This window comes from Enterococcus sp. DIV0008 (assembly GCF_050542615.1).
Lineage (GTDB): Bacteria > Bacillota > Bacilli > Lactobacillales > Enterococcaceae > Enterococcus_D > Enterococcus_D innesii.
This window is the reverse complement of sequence record NZ_CP172937.1, coordinates 783,491-799,294: the sequence shown is the minus strand read 5'-3', so window position 1 is coordinate 799,294 and position 15,804 is coordinate 783,491. Positions and strand designations below refer to the sequence as shown.

The window sequence follows — 15,804 nt, the reverse complement described above, 5'->3', positions numbered from 1 at the left end:
GCTTATTCCTGTTCTGGGTTCCGCAAGTAATAGCCCACTCCGCGACGAGTAACCAAATAATTTGGATGGCTCGGGCTGTCTTCGATTTTTTCACGTAAACGACGCACCGTCACGTCAACGGTCCGAACATCACCAAAGTAGTCATAGCCCCAAACCGTTTGCAATAAATGCTCCCGGGTCATCACTTGACCAAGATGTTTTGCCAAGTAGTGCATCAATTCAAACTCTCGGTGCGTCAATTCGATGGCTGCACCATTTTTAGTGACCATGTAGGCATCCGGATGAATGGTTAAATCACCAATCGTTAATTCGCTGTTGGCGTTATCGTCTGCTTCCTTCGCAGCTGCCGAGCCGCGACGCAGATTGGCTTTGACGCGGGCCACCAATTCCCGGTTTGAAAATGGTTTGGTTACATAATCGTCCGCACCAAGCTCGAGGCCTAGTACTTTATCGATTTCAGAATCTTTGGCTGTGACCATGATGATCGGCATGTCATGGGTTTTGCGCACTTCCCGTGCAACTTCCAACCCATCCATTTTTGGTAACATCAGATCAAGCAAAATCAGATCAGGATCGACCTCGGCTACTTTTTCTAATGCCTCTTCTCCATCATAGGCGGTATATACTTCATATCCTTCTTTGGTTAAATTAAATTTGACGATATCAGAAATTGGTTTCTCATCGTCCACGACTAGGATCTTTTTCAAAAATGTCACCTCAATTTTTTTTGGTTTCTTACTTATTATACATTATTTAAACAGGCTTTTCATCTTTCCCAAAAACCGCCGCCTCATTCTTAAGGAAAGCACAAAAAAAGAAAGGCACGGGGCCTTTCTTTTTTACTCTTCTAAAAGCTGGATACCGATCCCTAACAACCCAGGACCCGTGTGGACAACTAATGCGGGAGAGATTTGCCCAAACAAGATTTCTTTGACCTTTGGAAATTCGGCTTCTAATCTTGCCTTCATCTCTTTGGCTTCTTGTAGTGCATCACCTTGGGCCACAGCTAAACGCACATGGCGATGATCACCGATAAATTGCTTGATCAAGTCGACGGTTTTGTCCAAGCTTTTCTTCCGTCCACGAGATTTTGCGACCGTATAGTAGATTCCCTCTTCATTACAAGAAATGATGGGATTCAATTTTAAAGCATTACCTAAGATGGATGCGACAAGACCGATCCGGCCGCCTTTTTGTAAATACTCTAAGGTAGCTACGTTGAAAAAGACTTTGTTTTTCGGGACTTCATTCGTTAGTTGTGCCCGCAATTCTTCCCAGGTCACGCCTTTTTCTAACAGTTCTGCTGTACGAATCGCTTGCAGCCCTGCACCGATTCCGATATTTTTCGTATCAAGCACGAAAACCTCAAGGTCGGTCCGTTGTTCACCTAACAGGCGAACAACATTAAACGTTCCACTCAATCCGCTGGAGATGGTTACGGCAAAGACTTTTTCATACCCATCGGCTTTGATCCGATCAAAGATTTCCCCGATCGCCGCACCATCAGGTAATGAAGTACTAGGAATCTCTTGCGGCAAACGTTCGTAAATTTCTTCGGCAGTAATATCAACTTTATCGGTATAGGTCCGATCCTTGTAAATAATTTGCAATGGCAGCATATACATGCCGTATTGCTCCATGATCTGTGCGGGAACATCGGTACCTGAATCAACTAATAGGGCAATTTTCTCTTTATTCATGGGCTTCTCCTTTATGTGTTTCTAAATAAATGACTTCTAATTCGATTGTTTTTTCTGCCAATAATTTATTAGCAAAGGAACGCGTTGCACCTTTCATGGCCACTAATTCAATCGGGATTGGTTCCGATGCCATTTGCTCGGGCTCTCCCATTGCTTCTTTGCCAACAAGATGAATTGCTTTTTCTTGTTCTTCACAAAATACATTATAGGCATTTCTGATTCCGACAGCTTTCCCTTGAAAAAGGATGCCTGTCTTTATTTCTGGAATCGTCAACACTTGCTTCAGCATCGTGATCGCGATCAAAAATGCGAGATGCTTTTGGTTGTAACGTTTTTTTTCTGGTGCGGGGATCATCCCTTTTTTGACATAATTATTGACCATAGACGAGGTCAATAGCGGATGTTTTTCTGTTTGGATCACTGGTGATAAATATTGGTCAATCAAAGTGATTACCTGATCCATATACAGTTCCAGGGTCGGTAATTCTTCCCACCTAGGCAGATGGAATTCCAGCAGCGATTCGCCCCATGTTTTCATGTCCGATCGTAATTTTTCCATGTCATCCTCCATTTTGACTAACAGAAGGTTAGATTATCACAAACTAATCACCTAGTTTCGATAACTAGATACATTTTATCACGGCTTTCTGAGTTTTTAAAGCATTCTGATCAATCTTTTAAGAATTTCCTATCATTTGAAATTGGGGAATGAATGGTATTTTTTTAAGATAACCTCTGTTTTCCAACTGAAAAAGCACACATTTTTTTCAAAAGAATGATTGATTTTTAAACAACGGAGTGCTAAGATAATGAAGTACTTTTGGTACGGGCCGTTAGCTCAGTTGGTAGAGCAGCTGACTCTTAATCAGCGGGTCGCGGGTTCGAGCCCCTCACGGCCCATTGGGTGCCAAACCCACGGAACAGGTAAATGTTGGTGCGAAAGCATTTCGAAAACATTTATGCTGTTCCATTTTTTTGTTTAAGCCTTTTTTTATCACCTTGAAAAGATGCACCAGGGTTTCCTTCTCCACTGCTGATCATTCAGAAACTTATATGACTCTCCTTAACACTTATCTCTATCCCCAAAAAACACCTCGCTTCTAAGTAGTTCAGCTATGCTCTTTTCAAAAATCAAAGTAATTCGGTCTAACTTTTTAGGAAGAACTTCCACTTCTCAGACGTCTTTCAATGATAGATTGCTGCCATTTATTACAAATATTAGAAACCTTTTGATTCAGCCTCCCTCTTTTTCCCGTTAACTTTAAACTAACTTAATTGCCTTTCGTTAGTTTGTTATCAACAAGGAAGTATTAGATTTTAGTAACTGTTTAAGTCCCTTCAAATCCTTTCCCTTTTTCTTTTCGTTTCTTTTTGCTCCTCCAATAAATACCAAAAAAGCGTTCCATCAACATTTAGTTAACGAAACGCTCTATACATTGTTAAATTATGAATTCAGGTGTTCTTCATTTATGAAGTTTAAGAATAGATCACTTTTTCTTATTAAGGTAGCTTCCCTATCCACTCCATAGAAACATTATATTTCAGTGTTCTTTTGGGTTATCTTTCTATCGATCCTATTCCTCTTGGTTTTCTATCAGTACTCGAATTGGCGATAGTAGCGCCGAATTTCCATTGGGTGACAATTCATTTGTTCGACATAGGCATCAATGCGCTGCGTCACACAATGCATCAGTAAGTGGGACAGCACTCGGCCGCGATATTTCTCACTGATTCCTGAAACAGGATAATCCTTGGTATCGATCAATGTATAGTTTCCACAAATTCTTGGCAATAATTTAGCTACTCTTTCTGATAATGGACGTTGCTCGTCTTCTCCTAAAAACACTGTGACAGGTGTGGTTTCGTCAACGATTTCCAACGTTCCGTGAAGAAACTCAGCAGCATGGATCGATTTTGAACGCAACCAGCTTTGCTCCTCCCAATAACACATAGCATAAGAATAGACAGCCCCCCATTGATTTCCCGCACCGATAAAATAATGCATCGCATCATGACGATGCTGCTCCGCAAATGCTCGCCCAAATTTATCCGCCTGCTTTTCAGCTTCTACTAATCCTTTTGCTAAATATTGATCCAATTCTCGATAGTAGGCGTCGTAATCAGGAAAATCCCCATGGTTTTTCATCAATCGATCGGCAACCATAAAGAATTTGATTTGTTCGGTTCCCGGTGCAGGATACGTGATGACATGGTCACATTGTTCCGCCAAAATACTGCCTTTTGAATCAATAAATCCTAGTAATGTCGCTCCTACTTTTTTGATTTCTTCAACTGCTTTAACCACTTCTTGTGTCGTTCCAGTAACAGAGGACAAGATGACTAACGAGTCTTTGGTCAAACGACGGTTGCCGGTTGTATAATATTCTGCCGCATGTTGGACGTAAACCGGTAAGTCACTTTTTCCATTAATGTAAGTGACAGCTTGCATCGCAGAAGCATAGGTACCGCCAATTCCTAGATAATAGATGGCGTCAAAGCCATTTTCGTCAAGGGCGTCGACTAATTTTTCAACTTCTGGACGTAACGCTAACATTCCTTGAATATCATCAATTTGTTGTTGTTCATTAAATTTCAGCATCTTTTCCACCTCTAAATTTTACTTTTTAGCACTTGATCAAAGTCATCAAAAATACGTTTACTCAAATCGATCCCTTTAGCAGCAGCCCCGAGATAGGAGAAAATTTGGAACGGAATAACTAAGAGCAAAGAAGAAAACGTTTCTTCACATGCAACATCCAACCAAAGTGTATCGGGATTCTTTGCCGCTGCTGTGGTGATCGTATAAGCTTTTCCCACATGGGATGCTAAATAATCATGCAACAGTTGGGCTCTTGATTGATTCGGGCTTGGTGCTTCAATAAAGAAAAGCACATGTTCATGGTTGGCTTCAAGATACGGCCCGTGCATATACGCTTCCAATTCAAATCCTTGCGAAGGCACTCGAATCGTTTCCGTAAATTTCGTTTCAAATTCTTTAGCGGTTCCCCAGTTTGGTCCATAACCGACTGCCACAAACCGATTCGCTAGTTTAAAAATACTTGCGTTTTTCTCAAAAAAATCAATTGTCTTAGCAATGACCTGAGGAATGGCTTCAATCATCTCCTCTAACTGATTTTTGATCATCGACACTTGGTCGTCGGATAATATACCTTTGCTGTAGCCAATAGATACCCCCATTAAATAGAGTTGCAATACTGTAGCTACATATCCTTTGGTCACGAATCCAACGGTCTCGATCCCAGTTCCTAGATCAATGCTTTCGTTAACTTTTTGAGCAAGGGTACTTTCAGGATCACTGCTTAAACCGATCGTATAAATATCTTGCTTGGACAACTGCGCCACTGCATCTATCGTAGAAGCACTTTTTCCGCTTTGAGAAACCGCCAAAACTGTCTCGACTTCTTTAGAAAGATGGCCGTAATGATTAAAGTGGTATGGCTCTTCAATCGTGACAGTGATCTGCGCTAATTTCTCCATTGCGTACTTTGCTGCTAAACAGGCATTGGCAGAAGAGCCCGTTGCCAAAATCAGTAAATTCTCGATTGCAGCTCTTTTTTCTTCTTTTTTAGGAACAAACCCCTGCAAAATCTCAACTAGTGTTACTTGCTCTTCTTGTATATAGTCCATCATCGTTGCCACAACAATTCCTCCTTAAAAGAGTCCAATCAAGGATCCTAAAATACCTACGACTGCTAATCCCAGCAGAATAATTAGCGGTTTGACTTCTTTTTTCAAAAGATAAAAGACAGCCCCAAAGGCACCCAATGACAATATTTTCGGAACGATATCATCAAAGATACTTTGAACCGTAACTGCATTTTCTCCTGAACCAATCTGCAACGGAATGTTGATGTCGATCATCGTAGCGGTCATTCCTCCTACGACCATCAAACCAATGATTGCAGCGCCATAGGTTAAACTTTCCATCAAACCGTTTTCCTGAATTTTCTTTAAAAATCCTGTCCCAAGTTTATATCCCCAACCAGTCGCAAAATAACGAAATAGTAGATGAGGAACATTGAAAATCACTAGAAACAGAATCGGACCTAAGATATTTCCTTGTAATGCCAATGAAGTTCCTACCCCAGTAGCAATTAGCCGCAACGTTCCCCAAAAGAAGGAATCTCCGATTCCCGCTAAAGGGCCCATCAAAGAGGTCTTGATGTTATCAATCGCTGAAGAATCAAAATTTGGATCATTGACATTTTCTTCTTCCATCGCCGCATTGATTCCTAAAATAAGCGTGACGATATGCGGGGTCGTGTTGAAAAATTCCAGGTGCCGTTTCAACGCATCGGCCATCGATTCTTTTGTTTTGTAGAGTTTCTTTAAAATCGGAATCATCGCATAGACATAAGCTAGGTTCATCTGTCGCTCATAGTTCCATGAGAACTCCATTTGAAACGAACGCCAGAAGACACGATTCAACTCTTTTTTGGTAATTTCGGATTTCTCATTAGAAGTCTTCATCATCATCTAGTACCTCCCCTGAAGTCATTTGAATAGATTGCCCTTGTCCACGAATGTTTCTTAAATTCACGACTACAACAGCCGTTATTGCTCCGAAGATTGCAATCCCTGTAACAGGAATCTCTAAATAAGCTGCTAATGCAAAACCTAAAAAGAAGTACGGTGCAACTTGTTTGTTAATCAGTAACCTAGCCAACATGGCAAACCCAAGGGCTGGAATCAAACCAGTTGCAACTGATAGGCCGTTCTGTACAAAGGCTGGAATCATAGCCAATAACTTACTAATCGTATTGCTGCCTACCATAAAGGAGATCGTCACTACAAGGGCTAACATCAGAGATAGGCCAAAACCTGCTAATAAGTGCATTCGTTCTACACCTTTGTAGTTTCCATCTGCCGCGTATAAATCGGCTTTTTGGTTCATCATTGGGATAAGCAACCCCAAGTAAACATTTTTCAAGATAAGGGTCAATGTGGCGATTGGAAGTCCCAACAGTAAAGCCGTCTCGGTTCCCGCTCCTGCCGTAATTGCGAAAGCTGTACCCAGAATTCCTCCAGTTACGACATCTGGCGGAATAGAAGCACCGACAGAAAATGAGCCGATAAACGCTAACTCTAGTGTTGCACCCATAATAATTCCAGTGTTTATGTCCCCCAATACGATTCCTGTAAACAATCCAGTGACAATCGGACGCGACAGTAATGACGTTCCTAATGCGTATTCAGACTGCGCAATAAATGCAACAATTCCAAGTAATATTGCTTGCAGCATCTCTTTTGCTCCTTTCTTTATAAAACATCTTCGACAGCGACTTTTTTATCCGAAGGTACTTGACGGATATCGACAGTGATTCCTTTTGCAACCATTTTTCTCAAGAGTTCTTCTTCTGCTGGTAAAACATTGACTGCTTTGCCAATATTTTTAGAGCCTTCTTTGGCTTTGATCCCACCGAGATTGATCTTGTCGATCTCTGGACAGTTTTCTGCTAACTTATACGCATCTTTGATGGAATCAACTACGATGAATAATTTGTATTTATCCGTCACACCGCTTTGCAGGGCATGAATTGAATCCTCAATTGATTTGATCACCAGTTTTACGCCTTGCGGTTTTGCTAATTTGATCGTTGTCTTACGGATATCATTTGTCGGTACATCATCATTGGCAATCAAAATACAATCTGCGCCTAAATTTTGAGTCCAAGAAAATGCGACTTGGCCGTGTAATAGCCGATGATCGACTCGTGTTAAAATAATCATGTCGTCCCTCCTAAAATTCTTCTTCTTCGATTTCTTTTGCTACACTATCATTGCAAAACTGGATCATATCTTTCGAATTTGCCAGCGCTTGATGGATCGTTTCTAAAATTGCACCTCCTCCTTGAAGTTGTGTCGTCAATTCAATCAACAATGGCAAATTCAAACCTGCGATTAAATAAAAATTGGGTTGTTGGATATAACGCAAAAATTCATTGTTCACGCTGCCGCCAAAAATATCTGTGATAACGATCACTTCATGTTCTTTATATGTTTCCATCAGGGTATCTACCGTTGTCGTTAGATCAAATGCTTCGTCCACATAACAGTCAATCGCAAGGACTGATTGTTTTTTACCGCAGATAAGTTCTAACGAATGCAAGATTCCTGATGCAAATCGTCCGTGGGATGCTAAAATAACGAGTCGTTCCACTGCTTTCACCTCACTTTGCTCCAAGTTACATCTTACTAAACGCAAAAAGCGTGCCAAAAAAAGTGGCACGCTTTTCTTATCGATTAAAAATCCGCTTCAACCATTGAAGAATCAGTATTTCCAAACAAAACATCATAGATGTAGCAAACTTCAGATTCCGGTATCGCGACACTGTAAACCTTTTCAATGACACTAAATGCTTTTTTGATCTCATTCAGCTGCTTTTCATGACACTGGAGTAATGTGTCGCTGGCATGATAAGTATCAATGGCTTCATTTCTAATAAGACGCTCAATTAAGCAACTCGTATGGACAAACAACGCGAGTTTGCGATCATTGGCGATCCGTTGCTGCCACATGCGCTCCAGATTTCCCACGAAAAATTCCATTTGAGAAATCACTTTTTCTGTATCTAGAATCGTTACCGATTGAATCACTCGATCCAATGAAAAGTTTCTTACTAATTGATTGTTCACATAGGCAATCATCTCTTCATCCAATTCTTCTTTTAGCCAACTTAATAGCACCTCTGTCCCAGCACCCGAAATTAGTTCTTCTAAAGAAATAAAAGGAGCCAGCTCTTGGCGAGGTTTAGTGGTTCCCACAACACCAACAATGTCATACGCTGCCAATGTCTGTCTTATATGTTCACTGTTTTCCAGCTGGTTGAATTCATAAGGAAGGATCCGAATCTGTAAATGATCAGGAATACTCTTTTCTAATAAGGTAGAGATTTGAACAGCAGTTCCAATTCCGGTTGAACAAGTTGTAATGACAACTTTCTCTTTTTTCACTTTTGGAAGAATGATTTCCCATTCGTTTTGGTGAAAGGTATTTACTCGCTCTGGAATTTCTCTCAAGGAAATATTCTGTTGGATACACTCCCCCACAGCGAGGGCTACACTTGTCGTTACATTGTTCATCATAACAATTGGAACCGCCAATTCTGGAATATATTGATAGACTTCTTTCAAAGATCCCATGTCGAACAAGACAACGAGTCCATTAGATACATCGTTTTTCTGAATATAGGTGGTAACCCTTTCCGCAATTTGTTTGGGCGTGACCTCTAATGGCATATCGAAAGACTGAAAAACCGATTCATTCAATAAGCGGTTCGCAACATTCGCGATACTACTGGCGGTTGCGTAACCATGGGCTACTATGATGCTGCGGGGGAGCGATGAATCTTTGGAATACCCCATATCATTGATATAAAGTGTAAAAATGATTCGGTCCATACTTGTTAACTCGATATCCAATGCTTTTTGCACTAGGCCTAACAAATTCTCGGTGTAACGATCACTTGTAGAATAATGCTTTTTCACACTTTTCAATAGATTTTCTGTCAATAAAAGTTTGTCTTGATCATCCGGCAGCCACTCCACATTTCTCCGCAACCATAAATAATAACTGATTGTATAAACCATGCTACCATTAAAACTGATTTGAAAAGAATGCTCGATCTGCTCCATCATTCGCTGAACATGTTCTGTCACAAAAATCATTGTCCGCTGCTTTTGTTCCTGTTTATGATCAAACAATAAATTTTCGAAAAGCCTTTCGATCACTTTTGAAATAGGCTCGGCTGCCGCCGCAAAGTCCTGCCCTGCTTGGACATAATTAAGTAAGATCTGTTCATACGTTTGAATGATCTTTTGTTGTTCAGGTTCACTTTCCGCAGTTAGCTGCTGGATTTGAGTTTGGCTATCAATAAGAACCGGTTGCATTGTCCCCATTTCATTAGGTTCTTCTGTCAGTTGCAGTAAGTGTTCTGGCAAATGATACACAGTGACTGCTATTTTTTTTACTTCTCGTTTTAAACTGGCTGTATAGCTTTTGGCTGTAATAATTTTGATTGTACTTTTCAATTCACCGACATTCCCAGAAAAATGACTGGTCGTTAAAATTTCGATTACTTGAGGTGAGAGCTCTAACGGCAAACCGATACGTTTTTGTTCTTCAATAAATGCTTGCAAAATCAACTGCTTCCTTTCGGAAACTGTCCGTTCTTCCAAAGCGGGCAGTGTCGCTTGGATCGGAATTCGCCGAATAAAGGTTGTTAGAAATGTTTGTTTCAAATCTTCGGTGGTCGCAAACACCAACCGACAATCAACTGAGATTGGCCGGCCCGTATCCCCCATTCGATAGATAACTCCCTGATCCAGAAAAGTGAATAATTTTTCCTGTCCTTCAGCATTCAGTCGATGAACTTCGTCAAGAAAGAGGACTCCACCGTCTGCTGCTTCAAATGCACCTCCGCGATCTTCTTCTGCGCCAGTGAAGGCTCCTTTTACATGTCCAAATAAATTGCTCGTCAATAGCTCATGGTTATTGGCATACTGTGCGCAATTGATCGTAATCAGCGGCGCATCACTTTCTAGTAATTCATTTGCCACACAATAATGATGGAACATTTTTACGAGAAAACTCTTCCCAGTTCCACTTTCTCCCGTTAATAAGAAAGGAAGCCCGCCATTTGGATAGAAGGCTGCCATCTTAATCTGTTCAATGACTTCTGCCAGACTACCTTTGCTGCCGATCACACTGGAAAAGAAATCTTCTTTTTGATCAAAAAAAGGCTTTTCTTCCGCCACAGCAGCCAGACTATCATACACGTTTTTTGTTAAAGGATAATTTTGGATTTCAAATGCCTGCTTATGAAAAAAATAAACGGGTCGGGTCGCAATTTTCACAAGGCGACCTTCTTCCGTTAACTGATTCAAGTAGTGACTGATGGTATTTCTCTTGACGGAAAACTTCTCGGCAATATCTTTCGCAGTAAAGACATCGCTTACATTTTCGATAGAGAAAAAAGCTGTTTGATTTTGCAAATACGCGAGTAATTGTTCTTTCATTGTCGTTCTCCTTGTCCGCTTTCTCTGATTATCATAACTTAAAAAGCTTGGGGATGCTATAGAACTTTTCGTAGAGTGATTGTCCTTTCTAAACACATAAAAAGCAGCATCCTTAGTGGCAGCTGCCGCTTTTTATTTTATCTATACAATACTTCTATGACCAATAGCAAATCATTCAATCACTATTTCTGATTCATTTCTATTTGCTAAAATACGATAATTGCCAATGCGATAACGTCATTTGCCACTACTGTTTTCATTTAATCCTTTCCCATATTGGCGAAGGTTGCTTGTTCCTTCTAAATTTTTTCTGATCCAAGCGACAATTATTCTTGCTTGATTTCGACCCATTTTCTTTAGTTGTTTTTGTAGCTGAGGCATGTATAATACTCTATACTTCATCTAACAATTTCTCCATATCAGCTTAAGAAATACCGACCTCTTCTTTCTTTTTAGAAAGAGCCGTCGCTTCTTTTAAATGAAATGGTCCCTCTCCTATCCATCCCCTTGACCGAATGTAGTAGCATTTCTTTCAGATTATTAATGAATGATGATGTTTGCTTTTTCAATCATCAGAAATTTATTATTTTTTTAAAATAACAATTTAATTTTTCTTGACCAAAAGAATTCAGAGGTTTATCCTAACTATGGAAAATCGACGACTGGATAAAAAAGAAGCAAGTGAAATTTTTTATTCAATTTGACCTTTGACATTTGTGAAAAAATGCATAAGAAACTTGATCGTGATCAAGCGCTTATGGAAAGAAATTTTTTTCTCACTAAATTTCAAAAAACGCTCTATTTTAACCAGTCAGAAAAATCATTTTAAGAAGGAGAAAGCGATGAATGAGAAACAATTACGCTGGTATAATATTGCGCTGATGGCGTTCGTCTCTGTTTGGGGACTGGGAAATGTTGTAAACAACTACGCTCAACAAGGGTTGACTGTTGTTGTTTCGTGGCTATTAATTATGGCTCTTTATTTTGTACCCTATGCATTAAGTGTTGGTCAGTTAGGATCGACCTTCAAAGAGTCAAGTGGTGGGGTCTCCTCATGGATCAAAGAAACCTCAACAAAGCGGTTGGCTTTTTTTGCTGCTTGGACTTATTGGGTCGTGCACGTGCCCTATTTGGCACAAAAACCCCAAGGAATCTTAGTATCATTGAGTTGGTTATTTAAAGGAAATGGTACATTTGTATCAACGATGGGTTCCATGGAAGTCTCGTTGATTTGTTTAGCTATTTTTCTATTCTTTTTATGGATTGCCTCTAAAGGATTGACGACCTTAAAAATGATTGGGAACATCGCCGGAACAGCCATGTTCGTGATGTCGATTCTTTTTATTCTTTTAGCAGTGACTGCTCCAGCAATGACTAGTGCTGAAATTGCTACACCAAACATGTCATCTGTTTCAACCTATATCCCTAAATTTGACTTTACCTATTTAACCACGATCTCGATGCTGGTATTTGCAGTAGGTGGCTGTGAAAAAATCTCGCCTTACGTAAATAACACAAAAAATCCTGCCAAGGAATTTCCAAAAGGCATGATCTTTTTAGCCGGTATGGTGGCGTTATGTGCCTTGCTCGGCTCGATTGCTATGGGGATGCTTTTTGATGCCAACCATATTCCAGAAGATTTGATGGTCAATGGCGCTTATGAAGCCTTTCAACGACTAGGAAACTTCTACGGAATCGGCAACTTCTTTGTCATTCTTTATTCCATCGCCAATGCGTTGGCGCAAATCTCTGCTTTGGCCTTTTCAATTGATGCCCCATTGAAAATATTATTGTCTGATGCTGATTCAGAATTTGTACCAAATGGCTTAGCAAAACTAAACAAAAAAGGAACACCAGTGAATGGGTATATTATGACTGGTATCCTAGTCAGCATTTTGATCATTATTCCAGCACTAGGAATCGGCAATATGACCGAACTGTATCGTTGGTTGTTGAACTTGAATTCAGTTGTCATGCCATTGCGTTACTTATGGGTCTTCTTAGCCTTTATGCTAGTCAACAAACATGCCAATCGCTTTACTTCCGATTATAAATTCGTGAAAAACACCAAGGTTGGCTTTGGGATCGGCTTATGGTGCTTCTTGTTCACGGCCTTTGCCTGCATTTTAGGGATGGTTCCTAAGCTTGATTATGCGGCAGATCCGCAAGCTTGGTTCTTCCAATTGGCCTTAAATATCATTACGCCAATCGCCTTTCTTTTGATTGGCTTGATCTTGCCGATCATTGCGAAACGTGTAAATAAAAAATAATCATTCCCTCAAAAAAGAGGTGTCCGACAACTATTTCAGTTGTCGGGCACCTCTTTCTTTGTAAATGAACTTCTTCGCCGCTCGCGGTATTTGGTCCATCCTCTTGCCGAAGCATTCATTCCTCTTTGTCGTCCTTTTTGATTCCATACTTGATCCATTGCACCTTATAGCGAAAATCTTTGATCAGCTCTTTTGCGGTCCATTCATTCGAAATGAAATCTGTCAGACTATCCATCACAACCGCCATAATAAAGTAAAGGAAACTGACGGCTTCTTGCGTATCATGGATCGTAAAGCGATTTTCTTCTAACAGTTCCAACCACTGACGAATCATGGGCGAATCGTCAGGGATCGCATCGCGCTTCGTCCAGGCATTGCTTTGGGTACATAAGTGGATCATTTTCCAATGATCATCTTCAGGTGACCATTGACTGCACCAAGCCAAGTATTCTTCGATCCCTTTGAAAAAATCATTTTTGTTGCGGTTGATAAACGTAAAAATCGCAGAATGGATTTGGTTGGAATAGTTGGTGATCGCATAGTCATAGGCATCTTCTAAGTTTTGAAAGTACTTGTAAAACGCCCCTCTAGAAATGTGCGATTTTTCGACGATGGCAGAGACCTTGACTTGACTGATATGCTTGCTGAAAAATTCTTCTAAAAGCACGGCATCGATTTTTTCTTTTTTCTCTTGTTTTAAATGAAAAAATGTTGTACTTGGCAAGGGATTCTCCTCCATCATTCGCAATCTACTCCCTCTATTATAAACAAATCCCTCTACTTTTCCACTCAGACTTGTGCAGTTTCTCTTGATGGGGCGTTTTGTTCGATGAGATTGCCATCTTCCATTCGGAAAATGCGATCACTCCATTGGATCATTCGCTCGTCGTGGGTGACCATGACTGTCGCTTTCTTTTTCTCATGTGCTTCTTTCACCAATAACTTCACGACTTCATACGCATGATCGGTGTCTAAGCTGGCAGTTGGTTCATCCGCTAAAATCAAGCTTGGGTCATTAAACAACGCCCTGCCGATCGCTACTCGTTGACGTTCCCCACCAGATAAATCGCGGGGAAACTTGTCTTGAAGGTCGAGAATATCTAATGAAGCAAGCAATTCATCAATCCGTTCCTTTTCCTTGGCTTTTCCTGAAACTTTGTCGACCAAATAAAATTGTTCCTTTACCGTTAGAAAAGGGATCAAATTCGAGCTTTGCAAGATAAACCCAATCTCTTTAAAACGCAACTTCCCTCGTTGCTTTTCATTTAATTGGGAAAAGTTCACCTGGTTGATGATGATCTCTCCAGATGTTGGACTTTGTAAGCCGCCAGCGATGGTCAAAAAGGTACTTTTCCCTGAACCAGAAGGGCCGATGATACTGACAAACTCCCCTTCTTGAACATGAAAATTCAGTCCTTTTAATGCCGTTACTTCCGTATGTTGCTTGCCAAATTTTTTTATAATATCCTTCATTACTAAAATGTCTTTCATCTTTGTTACCCTCCTATTGCCGTGATTGGATCGACTTTTGTGACCGTCCGAATGGAGAATAAGCCGCCTAGAACTGCCACGAGAATCAAGATGCCGCTATAAAGCAGCCATTGCTTGAATTCAAAGAAAAATGGCATGGCATCTGGTAAAAATAAACTGGTGCCGTATGCCGCCGCAAAGGCTAGGGCTACCCCGATCACACCGACCATAAATGCTTGCGCAATAATTGATTTAGCAATAAAGCTGGTCCGAATCCCTTGGGCTTTCATCACACCAAAAATCGCCGTTTTTTGTAGGGTGATCACATACATGAAAATTCCCACGATTGCCGTTGCAACAACAAACAAGAAGTAGATCATGGCATTTAAGGTCAAGTTTTGGGCAGAAAATCCAGGAAGCTTTTCAATAAAGTCTTCCGTTGCCAAGACTTTGAGCTGGGTTCCTTCTTGGTTATCGACTTTCGGATCGCTTGATTTGGTCACAATGATATTGATGGGCTGCTCCTTGTCAGATGCAAATGGTTGATTAGCAAACTTCATTTTCGTCCAAGTATCGAGGGAAGTATAAATCACTGGTGACACCGTATAAGACGTTTCTGGGGTGATCCCAACGACTTTGAAGGTTTCATCTGAACGCCCGATTTTCACTTGATCCCCGACCTTGATACCTTCTTCTGCTAAGTTTTCTGAAATCGTAATCTCATTTTCTTTTGAAAACAGCTTGCCCTCTAAGGCTTCTGGTAACAAGAACGCATCGTCTTGTGTACCAAAAACAGTCACATTGACTTGTTCATCGTTGACCGTGATGACACTGCTGTATAAACCAATCGGGGCTTTTTGAGTCCCTGCTACACGGTCTAGATCCCCTCTCGACAATTGCGAAGCCGCAAATGTGTCATTCGCATCTTCTGATAAAACGATCGCGGATGAATCCCAGTCGACGATGGCCTTTTTAAAATCCCAGTTAAGCCCGGTAGCTAAGCCAGACAATATAAAAACAACATAGGCGATCAAAAACATGATTCCTACGATCAGCCCATATCTTAATTTTGAATAACGCATTTCTTTTATAGCCAGAAACATTGCTCTTTCCTCCTGTTTTACAAATGTTGACAAAGTGTCACTTTTTGAAGAATACCACACAAAGTGACACTTTGTCACTTTTTACAACTCGGAAAGTTTGCAAGGTTGATCGATCATTCTTTTTCTGTCATTCACTGAGGATGTTTTTTTTTAAAGGAGTGAGAAAAAAGAGCGTTGAATAGTGGCCGTTTCGCGTAAAATACGTCATTTCCTTTTAACATT

General features: G+C 40.5%; 14 protein-coding genes, 1 tRNA gene and 1 pseudogene. 2 read left to right on the top strand and 14 right to left on the bottom strand.

The window, feature by feature from the left end; translation table 11 throughout:
• Positions 1-2: 2 nt before the first annotated feature.
• From yycF to IGI84_RS03705, 3 genes are all read right to left on the bottom strand, one after another.
• Positions 3-707 (bottom strand): response regulator YycF, encoded by a 705-nt coding sequence (gene yycF, locus IGI84_RS03715; RefSeq protein WP_010747607.1) that lies wholly within the window; start codon positions 705-707, stop codon positions 3-5.
• A gap of 132 nt (positions 708-839) precedes the next feature.
• Complete coding sequence (locus IGI84_RS03710; RefSeq protein ID WP_220426642.1) at positions 840-1,700, bottom strand: DegV family protein; 861 nt, start codon at positions 1,698-1,700, stop codon at positions 840-842.
• On the bottom strand, positions 1,693-2,259 hold the full coding sequence (locus tag IGI84_RS03705; RefSeq protein WP_140965717.1) for a DUF1836 domain-containing protein: 567 nt from the start codon (positions 2,257-2,259) through the stop codon (positions 1,693-1,695). Before IGI84_RS03705 ends, IGI84_RS03710 begins: the two co-directional genes overlap by 8 nt.
• A gap of 268 nt (positions 2,260-2,527) precedes the next feature.
• Here IGI84_RS03705 and IGI84_RS03700 point away from each other — a divergent pair.
• Positions 2,528-2,600, top strand: a tRNA-Lys gene (locus IGI84_RS03700).
• A gap of 694 nt (positions 2,601-3,294) precedes the next feature.
• On the opposite strand, the gene IGI84_RS03695 is transcribed toward IGI84_RS03700, so the two are convergent.
• The 8 genes and pseudogenes from IGI84_RS03695 to IGI84_RS03660 all read right to left on the bottom strand — a co-directional run bounded on the left by IGI84_RS03695 (position 3,295) and on the right by IGI84_RS03660 (position 11,141).
• Entirely contained in the window at positions 3,295-4,299 is a 1,005-nt protein-coding gene (locus IGI84_RS03695) for an SIS domain-containing protein (protein WP_081118362.1), read from the bottom strand.
• Between the two features lie 11 nt (positions 4,300-4,310).
• Complete coding sequence (locus tag IGI84_RS03690) at positions 4,311-5,360, bottom strand: SIS domain-containing protein (protein ID WP_430600771.1); 1,050 nt, start codon at positions 5,358-5,360, stop codon at positions 4,311-4,313.
• 12 nt (positions 5,361-5,372) lie between these two features.
• Positions 5,373-6,191: a PTS system mannose/fructose/sorbose family transporter subunit IID gene (locus IGI84_RS03685; RefSeq protein WP_170920130.1), complete on the bottom strand. Its 819-nt coding sequence runs from the start codon at positions 6,189-6,191 to the stop codon at positions 5,373-5,375.
• Positions 6,178-6,963 carry a PTS mannose/fructose/sorbose/N-acetylgalactosamine transporter subunit IIC gene (locus tag IGI84_RS03680; RefSeq protein WP_074536862.1) on the bottom strand — a complete coding sequence of 262 codons (786 nt, stop codon included), beginning with the start codon at positions 6,961-6,963 and terminating at the stop codon, positions 6,178-6,180. Before IGI84_RS03680 ends, IGI84_RS03685 begins: the two co-directional genes overlap by 14 nt.
• A gap of 17 nt (positions 6,964-6,980) precedes the next feature.
• Positions 6,981-7,451, bottom strand: coding sequence for a PTS sugar transporter subunit IIB (locus tag IGI84_RS03675; RefSeq protein ID WP_081118360.1), 471 nt, complete (start codon positions 7,449-7,451; stop codon positions 6,981-6,983).
• 10 nt (positions 7,452-7,461) lie between these two features.
• Positions 7,462-7,881: a PTS sugar transporter subunit IIA gene (locus tag IGI84_RS03670; protein WP_074536866.1), complete on the bottom strand. Its 420-nt coding sequence runs from the start codon at positions 7,879-7,881 to the stop codon at positions 7,462-7,464.
• Positions 7,882-7,964: 83 nt separating this feature from the next.
• Entirely contained in the window at positions 7,965-10,739 is a 2,775-nt protein-coding gene (locus IGI84_RS03665) for a sigma 54-interacting transcriptional regulator (RefSeq protein ID WP_081118359.1), read from the bottom strand.
• Between the two features lie 171 nt (positions 10,740-10,910).
• Positions 10,911-11,141: pseudogene (locus IGI84_RS03660) on the bottom strand (type II toxin-antitoxin system RelE family toxin).
• A 440-nt stretch (positions 11,142-11,581) separates the two neighbouring features.
• Between IGI84_RS03660 and IGI84_RS03655 the strand changes: the two are divergent.
• Positions 11,582-13,009 (top strand): APC family permease, encoded by a 1,428-nt coding sequence (locus IGI84_RS03655; protein WP_081118358.1) that lies wholly within the window; start codon positions 11,582-11,584, stop codon positions 13,007-13,009.
• Between the two features lie 115 nt (positions 13,010-13,124).
• Here the strand turns inward: IGI84_RS03655 and IGI84_RS03650 are convergent, their stop codons facing one another.
• Genes IGI84_RS03650 through IGI84_RS03640 form a run of 3 tightly spaced genes read right to left on the bottom strand, consistent with a single transcriptional unit; the run spans position 13,125 to position 15,582 of the window.
• Entirely contained in the window at positions 13,125-13,751 is a 627-nt protein-coding gene (locus IGI84_RS03650; protein ID WP_081118357.1) for a TetR family transcriptional regulator, read from the bottom strand.
• 47 nt (positions 13,752-13,798) lie between these two features.
• Positions 13,799-14,500: an ABC transporter ATP-binding protein gene (locus tag IGI84_RS03645; RefSeq protein WP_077453594.1), complete on the bottom strand. Its 702-nt coding sequence runs from the start codon at positions 14,498-14,500 to the stop codon at positions 13,799-13,801.
• A 5-nt stretch (positions 14,501-14,505) separates the two neighbouring features.
• Positions 14,506-15,582, bottom strand: a complete 1,077-nt coding sequence (locus IGI84_RS03640; RefSeq protein WP_077453595.1) for an ABC transporter permease — start codon at positions 15,580-15,582, stop codon at positions 14,506-14,508.
• Between the last annotated feature and the right edge of the window lie 222 nt (positions 15,583-15,804).

Bases quoted from the DNA above. Each gene is read 5' to 3' on its own strand.
- IGI84_RS03655 (WP_081118358.1), top strand. From the start codon at position 11,582: ATGAATGAGAAACAATTACGCTGGTATAATATTGCGCTGATGGCGTTC.
- IGI84_RS03695 (WP_081118362.1), bottom strand. From the start codon at position 4,299: ATGCTGAAATTTAATGAACAACAACAAATTGATGATATTCAAGGAATG.
- IGI84_RS03645 (WP_077453594.1), bottom strand. From the start codon at position 14,500: ATGAAAGACATTTTAGTAATGAAGGATATTATAAAAAAATTTGGCAAG.
- IGI84_RS03685 (WP_170920130.1), bottom strand. From the start codon at position 6,191: ATGAAGACTTCTAATGAGAAATCCGAAATTACCAAAAAAGAGTTGAAT.
- IGI84_RS03675 (WP_081118360.1), bottom strand. From the start codon at position 7,451: ATGATTATTTTAACACGAGTCGATCATCGGCTATTACACGGCCAAGTC.
- IGI84_RS03680 (WP_074536862.1), bottom strand. From the start codon at position 6,963: ATGCTGCAAGCAATATTACTTGGAATTGTTGCATTTATTGCGCAGTCT.
- IGI84_RS03710 (WP_220426642.1), bottom strand. From the start codon at position 1,700: ATGAATAAAGAGAAAATTGCCCTATTAGTTGATTCAGGTACCGATGTT.
- IGI84_RS03705 (WP_140965717.1), bottom strand. From the start codon at position 2,259: ATGGAAAAATTACGATCGGACATGAAAACATGGGGCGAATCGCTGCTG.
- IGI84_RS03640 (WP_077453595.1), bottom strand. From the start codon at position 15,582: ATGTTTCTGGCTATAAAAGAAATGCGTTATTCAAAATTAAGATATGGG.
- IGI84_RS03665 (WP_081118359.1), bottom strand. From the start codon at position 10,739: ATGAAAGAACAATTACTCGCGTATTTGCAAAATCAAACAGCTTTTTTC.
- IGI84_RS03650 (WP_081118357.1), bottom strand. From the start codon at position 13,751: ATGATGGAGGAGAATCCCTTGCCAAGTACAACATTTTTTCATTTAAAA.